This window comes from Psychromicrobium xiongbiense (assembly GCF_030271165.1).
Classification (GTDB): domain Bacteria; phylum Actinomycetota; class Actinomycetes; order Actinomycetales; family Micrococcaceae; genus Renibacterium; species Renibacterium xiongbiense.
The window spans coordinates 115,331-122,619 of the sequence record NZ_JASSZH010000017.1 but is presented as its reverse complement, the minus strand read 5'-3'; the positions used below and the strand labels follow the sequence as shown (position 1 = coordinate 122,619).

Sequence of the window (7,289 nt, the reverse complement as noted above, 5' to 3'; positions counted from 1 at the left end):
GGGCGGCCCCCCCACGGCACTCCTCTTCGAAAGCGAGCCACTGCTGTGAATACGCTGACCGATAATCTTGATCTTTTCAGCGAAGGTTTCAAGAACACGATCATCCTGTTCTTTTTCTCCGCCATCTTCGCGCTGATTCTGGGTACCATCGTCGCCACCCTGCGCGTCTCTCCGGTCACCCCGATGCGCGCCCTGGGCACGTTCTACGTCAACACCGTGCGCAATACGCCGCTGACCTTGGTGTTCCTGGTCATGGTGTTCGGCCTGCCCCGGCTGAATTTCCCCAATCCTGGCTTCGTCCCGCTCGCCATCATCGCACTGTCCCTGTACACCGCGACCTATGTCGCAGAGGCCATCCGGGCCGGGATCAACACCGTGCCGATCGGCCAGGCGGAGGCGGCTCGCGCCATCGGCCTGCCCTTCAGCCAGACCATGAGCCTGGTGGTCATGCCGCAGGCGATCCGGGCCGTGGTCCCGCCGCTGATGAGCGTGCTGATCGCCCTGCTGAAGAACACCACCGTGGCTGCCGGGTTCTCCGTCATGGAGGCCGGCGCCATCCGCTCGAACCTCTCCGAGCGCGGCTACCCGGCCATGCAGAGCCTTCTGTGGGTGGCCCTGGGCTTTGTGATTCTGGTGTTCCTGCTGAGCTGGCTACAACGCACTCTTGAGAAGAAATGGGCGGTGTCCTGATGAGTTCAGTTCTTTTCGATGCTCCGGGGCGCAAAGCCATCACCCGGAACAGGGTGCTCGGCGTCCTCACCATCGTGGTGATCCTGGCGTTCCTGGCCTTCGTGATCTACAAATTCGCGGAAAGCGGCCAGTTCAACGCCAAGAAGTGGAGCCTGTTCTCCGCTCCCCTGGTACAACAGACCCTGCTCAAGGGGCTGGGTGCCACGCTGAGCGCCTTCGCGGTGGCAGCCGTCGGCTCGCTCATCCTCGGTATGGTGCTGGCCGTCGGCCGGCTCTCCGAGCGACGCTGGATTTCCCTGCCGGTGGGGTGGATCACGGAGTTGTTCCGCGCCATCCCGCTGCTGATCCTGATGGCGATCATGTTCTACGGCCTGCCCTCGGTGGGCGTGCAGGGTATGACGCCGTATATCGCGGTGGTCACCAGCCTGATCCTCTACAACGGCTCCGTGCTTGCGGAGGTGTTCCGGGCGGGCATCCGGGCCATTCCGAAGGGCCAGAGTGAAGCCGCATACGCCCTGGGCCTGCGCAAGACGTCCGTGATGACGATCATTCTGTTGCCGCAGGCGGTGCGCACCATGCTCCCGGTGATCATCGCCCAGCTGGTCGTGACGCTCAAGGACACCTCGATCGGCTTCATCATCACCTACCAGGAGCTGCTGTACCAGATCAGCTTCTACGGTGGGCAGACGCAGTATCAGACGCCGTACATCCCCGCGGCCATCATCGGTGGCTCAATGTACGTGGGCTGCTGTCTCATCCTGGCGGGTCTGGCAAAGTACGCGGAGTCCCGGCTGCGGCGCAGCCCAAAGGTCTCCACCCGGGCCACCCCCGCTGTACCGGGCGCAGGAACCCTGGACTCGAACGGCACCGTATAAGGGGCAGAACCTCAGCTCAACCAGCGGGTCAGGGCGGCCAGGCAGTCACGGACTGCCTGGCCGCTGACGTGTTCGTCGTCGCTGTGCGCCAGCAGAGCATCCCCCGGCCCGAAGTTCACCGCAGGGATCCCGAGCTGGCCCAGCCGTGCCACATCGGTCCAGCCGAATTTGGGCTTCGGCTGGCCGCCCACGGCCGCCACAAAAGCCGCGGCAGCAGGCTGATCCAGGCCGGGACGGGCTCCAGGAGCGGCATCCGTACGGTCCAGCTCAAACCCCTCCAGCAGTTCGCGGACCACAGCCTCCGCCTGGTCCAGCGACTTATCCGGCGCAAAGCGATAGTTGATCTCCACCACCGCCTCATCCGGGATCACGTTCCCCGCGATGCCACCCCGAATTTTCACCGCATTCAGGCTCTCCCGGTAATCCAGGCCGTCCACCGCGACGGTCAGCGGATCATAGTCACGCAGCCTGCTCAGGATCTCCGCTGCATCGTGAATCGCATTGTGGCCCATCCAGGCTCGTGCCGAGTGCGCCGCCTGACCCCGGGTCCGCGCTTCAAAGCGCATGGTCCCGTTACAGCCGCCTTCCACGACGCCATCGGTCGGTTCCAGCAGGATGCCGAAATCAGCGTCCAGCAGTTCGCGGTGATTCCGGGCCAGCCGGGCCAGGCCGCTCAACGAGGCCTCTACTTCCTCATGGTCGTAAAAGACGAAGGTCAGATCCCGGATGGGTTCGGTCAGGGTGGCTGCGAGCGCCAGTTGAACGGCCACTCCCCCCTTCATATCCACCGCGCCACGGCCGTACAGCACGCCGTCACCGACTGAACCCTCCCAGCTGGACGGCACCGTTCCGCGACTTCCGGGCGTGGTGGGCAGCGGCACGGTGTCGAGGTGTCCGGCCAGGATCACCCTTTCGGCACGGCCCAGCTCGGTGCGCGCCACGATCGCATCGCCATCGCGCGTTATCTGCAGGTGCCCCAGTGCGCGCAGAGCCTGCTCCACCTGATCGGCCAGGGTCGCTTCATTCCCGGAGACGCTTTCCACATCCAGCAGAGCGGCGGTCAGGACGGCGACGTCAGCGTGCAGGTCAAGGGGCCGCGATTCGCGGGTGGAGTCCTGAGCAGGTTCGGGGTGAGAAGGCATGGATCCAGAATAGTCGGCCGCTCCGGCGACACCAGTTGGCGGGCGGGAGTTGGTCAGCGCCGCCGCGCTACGGGAGAATGGAGCCATGAGCAGCTTGCCGACGGACCCGACCGCAGAACTCCCCCTCACCGAGCACCGTGCCGCCCACGGCACCGGCCTGGCCACCATCACCGACTCCGGCACCATTCTGGATGTCTGGTTCCCCGCTCCGGCGCTGGGACTGGGGCCGGAGACGCTCCGGGACGCCGCCTCGACCGAGCTCGAGCAGGCCGCCCCTGAACTTGCCGAACTGGTCGGCACCGATCCGGATCGCGGCGTCAGCCAGCGCGTCGTCTTCGTGCAGATCGACCTGAATGCCGCACCTGCCGATACCGCTGATGCCTACCTTCGGCTGCACCTGCTCTCCCATCGACTGGTCCAGCCGAACACCGTCAATCTGGACGGAATCTTCGCAGCCTTGCCCAATGTGGTGTGGACCAGCGCCGGTCCCTGCTCGCCGGAAGGCTTTGAGCTGACCCGGGCCAGACTGCGTCGTCGTGGCTCCCTGACTGTCTACGGCGTGGACAAGTTCCCGCGGATGGTGGACTACGTGCTGCCCACCGGGGTACGCATCGCCGATGCCGACCGGGTGCGCCTGGGTGCGCATCTGGCGGATGGCACCACCGTGATGCACGAAGGTTTTGTGAACTTCAACGCCGGGACCCTGGGTCACTCCATGGTGGAAGGCCGTATCTCCGCGGGCGTCGTGGTGGGTGAGGGCTCAGATGTAGGCGGTGGTGCCTCGATCATGGGTATGCTCTCCGGCGGCGGAACGCAGCGCGTGGTGATCGGCGAGCGTGCGCTACTGGGCGCCAACTCCGGCGTCGGCATCTCGATCGGCGATGACAGCGTCGTGGAGGCAGGCCTCTACGTGACCGCTGGCACCCGTGTGCGGGTTCATGGCCCCCGGAACGACGATGGCGAGCCCACTGCCCGGATCGTCAAGGCCGTGGAGCTGTCCGGCCAGCCCAACCTGCTGTTCCGCCGCAATTCGACCACCGGTGAGGTGGAGGTGCTCCCCCGGCTCGGACAGACCGTGGAGCTGAACGCCGCCCTGCACGCCAACTGAGGCGCCGTCCACCAGAAAGTCCCTCGGAAAGCTGACCGGAAAGCAGGCCCTGTGAGCCGACGCTCAGCCCGCCACGCCTTGCTGTGGGTCTTCTCCACGGCACTCGTGGCGGTGCTCGCCGTCGTCGCGGGTCTGTGGGCGATGAACTTCTTCACTGCGCGGCCCGTGGCGCTCTCCGTGGGCTGTTCCGCCTCAACGGATGCCGGGACCTTTCGGCTCGCTCCGGATCAGACGGCGAACGCCTCTCTGATCTCCTCGGTCGCTCTCCGGCGGAACCTCCCACCGCGGGCGGTGACCATCGCCCTGGCCGTGGCGATGCAGGAATCCAAGATCCGCAATATCACCTACGGGGATCTGGATTCGGTGGGCCTGTTCCAGCAGAGGCCGTCCCAGGGCTGGGGCACCAAGGAGCAGATCCTCAACCCCGAGTACGCCATCAATGCTTTCTACAATGCCCTGCTCAAGGTGCCGAACTATCAGAGCATGGCGGTGACGGATGCCGGGCAAGCGGTGCAGCGATCTGCCTTTCCGCTGGCCTATGGGCAGCACGAGCCCATGGCGAGGGCCTTCGCTTCCGCACTGACCGGCAACTCCACCGGAAACCTCAGCTGTACCCTGAATCCGCCCTCCGCCGCTGGGACCCCTGCGGACGTTGAGGCTGCCTTACGCCAGAATTTCGGATCGATCACCGTACAGAGCACTCCCACCGGTGTGCGGATTTCCAGCAGCGGAAGCTACGCCTGGGCGATGGCTCAATGGGCCGTGGCCAACGCGCAATCACTCAACCTCTCTCAGGTCAGCTTCGCCGGGGAGAACTGGATCTGCGGAAACAACGATGGCGCCACCAACCGCGGCTGGGTCAGCGGTGGTGTCCCGAGTGACACCGAGGTCATCATCACGGTGCAGAAACCCAGCTGAGCAGTAGTTGGGAGGGGAATCGCAGTACGCGGCCGGTAGGCTGAAACCATGAAGGTACTTGTCACCGGAGGCAGCGGATATATCGGCTCCCACACGGTTCTCACTCTGCTCGAAGCCGGTCACGAGGTCAGTGTGCTGGACAACCTGGTCAACTCTTCCGCAGAGTCCCTGCGCCGCGTCGAGGAGCTCACCGGAAAGTCGGTGACCTTCCACCAGGTGGACCTGCTCGACGAAGCCGCACTCAACGAACTCTTCGCCAGCGAACCGGTGGATGCTGTGATCCACTTTGCCGGGCTCAAGGCAGTGGGCGAATCCACCCAGCAGCCCTTGCGTTACTACCACAACAACGTCACCGGAACGATCAATCTGCTCCGGGCGATGGACGCCCACGGGGTGCGCACCATCGTCTTCTCCTCCTCCGCGACAGTTTACGGCGGTCAGAATCCGTACCCGTACATCGAGAAGATGGAGATCGGTTCCGACAATCCCTACGGCCGGACGAAAGAGCACATCGAGGACATCCTCTCCGACCTCGGTGCGGCCGATGCCCGCTGGCGGATCGCCCTGCTGCGCTACTTCAACCCGGTGGGCGCTCACCCCTCAGGCCGGATCGGCGAGGATCCCCTCGGCATCCCCAATAACCTGGTGCCCTTCATCGCCCAGGTAGCGGTGGGCCGCCGCGAGAAGCTCATGGTCTTCGGTGCCGATTACGACACCCCGGACGGTACCGCCCTGCGTGACTACATCCACGTCATGGACCTGGCGGACGGTCACGTTGCCGCCTTGGACTACGTCGCCTCACATCTGGGCGTCTTCCGCTGGAACCTCGGCTCCGGCATCGGCAGTTCGGTGCTGGACGTTCTGCACTCCTTTGAACGGGCTGTAGGGCATGAGCTGCCCTACGAGATCACCGCACGTCGCCCCGGCGATCTCCCGGCCTTCTGGGCCGATCCCTCGGCGGCTCTGGCGGACCTGGGCTGGTCCACCACCAAGACCCTGGACCAGATGTGCGAAGACCACTGGCGCTGGCAGAAGAACAACCCTCAGGGCTACCAGGACGCTTAAAACATCGGAGGCCCTGTCACTGAATATTGTTCAGCGACAGGGCCTCCGCAGTATCAGGAAGACTCAGTACCAGGAAGACTCAGCGCGAGGGGTACGCGCGCTCCGGCTCGCCCACATACAGCTGACGCGGGCGCCCGATCTTGGTGGCCGGGTCCTTGATCATCTCGCGCCACTGAGCGATCCAGCCTGGCAGACGACCCATGGCAAAGAGCACCGTGAACATCTTCTCCGGGAACCCCATCGCCTTATAGATCACGCCGGTGTAGAAGTCCACATTGGGGTAGAGACGGCGGTCAACAAAGTACTGATCGGTCAGCGCAGTCTCTTCGAGCTTCATGGCGATGTCGAGCAGCTCGTCATTGCCACCCAGCCGGGACAGGATCTCGTTCGCGGTGGCCTTGACGATCTTGGCCCGCGGGTCGTAGTTCTTGTAGACCCGGTGGCCGAAGCCCATGAGCTTAATGCCGTCTTCTTTGTTCTTGACCCGCTGGACGAACTTCTCCACGGGCTCGCCGCTGGCCTGGATCTGGCGAAGCATGTTCAGCACAGCCTCATTGGCACCGCCATGCAGCGGGCCGAAGAGCGCGTTCACACCCGCGGAGATCGAGGCGAACATATTCGCATTGGAACTTCCCACCAGGCGCACCGTGGAGGTGGAGCAGTTCTGCTCATGGTCCGCGTGCAGGATCAGCAGCAGGTCAAGAGCCTTGACCATCACCGGATCCAGCTCATACGGCTCAGCCGGCAGACCGAAGCACAGCCGCAGGAAGTTCTCCACCAGGTTCATCGAGTTGTCAGGGTAGAGCATGGCCTGCCCGATCGACTTCTTATGCGCGTAGGCGGCGATCACCGGAAGCTTTGCCATCAGGCGGATCGTGGAAAGCTCCACCTGATCATCATCAAAGGGGTCCAGCGAATCCTGGTAGAACGTGGACAGCGCCGAGACGGCAGAGGACAATACCGGCATGGGGTGCGCATCCCGCGGGAAGCCGCCGAAGAAGCCCTTGAGCTCCTCGTGCAGCAGTGTATGGCGCCGGATCTTCTGATCAAAGGCTGCCAGCTCAGCCGCGGTGGGCAGGTTCCCGTAAATCAACAGGTAGGAGGTCTCCAGGAAACTGGAGTTCTGCGCCAGCTCCTCGATCGGGTACCCCCGGTAACGCAGGATGCCGGCGTCACCGTCAATGAAGGTGATGGCCGATGTCGTCGCGGCAGTGTTCACAAAGCCGGGATCGTAGGTCACGGCACCGGTGGTGCTCAGCAGCTTCGATACGTCGTAGCCGTCATTGCCCTCGACTGCGGCGATCCGCCGGAGGTCGAGAGTTCCGTCTCCGTAATGCAGTGATGCATTCCTGGTTTCCCTGACGGGGCTTTCGGTCATGGGGGGTTCCCTTCGATGGGTTTCCTGGGGCGTCCTTTGCTATGAAACTACCGCTCAGGCAAGCCCTGCGCCTAATCGCAGGGCAGCTTTTCGCGTCTCGAAGCCGGGCCGTT

At 64.0% G+C, this 7,289-nt stretch carries 7 protein-coding genes; 5 read left to right on the top strand and 2 right to left on the bottom strand.

Annotated features, from left to right (window positions below; all coding sequences use genetic code 11):
* Window positions 1-690: amino acid ABC transporter permease (locus tag QQM37_RS07100; protein WP_474198334.1), on the top strand; the 690-nt coding region annotated here is incomplete at its 5' end.
* Complete coding sequence (locus QQM37_RS07095; RefSeq protein WP_285725974.1) at window positions 690-1,565, top strand: amino acid ABC transporter permease; 876 nt, start codon at window positions 690-692, stop codon at window positions 1,563-1,565. The genes QQM37_RS07100 and QQM37_RS07095, both read left to right, overlap by 1 nt.
* Window positions 1,566-1,576: 11 nt before the next feature.
* On the opposite strand, the gene dapE is transcribed toward QQM37_RS07095, so the two are convergent.
* A complete protein-coding gene (gene dapE / locus QQM37_RS07090; protein ID WP_285725972.1) occupies window positions 1,577-2,707 on the bottom strand; it encodes a succinyl-diaminopimelate desuccinylase in 1,131 nt (376 codons plus the stop codon).
* Window positions 2,708-2,792: 85 nt separating this feature from the next.
* Here dapE and dapD point away from each other — a divergent pair, with 85 nt between their 5' ends.
* Genes dapD through galE form a run of 3 tightly spaced genes read left to right on the top strand, consistent with a single transcriptional unit; the run spans window position 2,793 to window position 5,798 of the window.
* Window positions 2,793-3,815 (top strand): 2,3,4,5-tetrahydropyridine-2,6-dicarboxylate N-succinyltransferase, encoded by a 1,023-nt coding sequence (gene dapD, locus QQM37_RS07085; protein WP_285725970.1) that lies wholly within the window; start codon window positions 2,793-2,795, stop codon window positions 3,813-3,815.
* Between the two features lie 51 nt (window positions 3,816-3,866).
* Complete coding sequence (locus tag QQM37_RS07080) at window positions 3,867-4,733, top strand: hypothetical protein (protein ID WP_285725968.1); 867 nt, start codon at window positions 3,867-3,869, stop codon at window positions 4,731-4,733.
* A gap of 48 nt (window positions 4,734-4,781) precedes the next feature.
* Window positions 4,782-5,798: a UDP-glucose 4-epimerase GalE gene (galE, locus tag QQM37_RS07075; protein WP_285725966.1), complete on the top strand. Its 1,017-nt coding sequence runs from the start codon at window positions 4,782-4,784 to the stop codon at window positions 5,796-5,798.
* Window positions 5,799-5,877: 79 nt separating this feature from the next.
* On the opposite strand, the gene QQM37_RS07070 is transcribed toward galE, so the two are convergent.
* A complete protein-coding gene (locus QQM37_RS07070; RefSeq protein ID WP_285725964.1) occupies window positions 5,878-7,176 on the bottom strand; it encodes a citrate synthase in 1,299 nt (432 codons plus the stop codon).
* Between the last annotated feature and the right edge of the window lie 113 nt (window positions 7,177-7,289).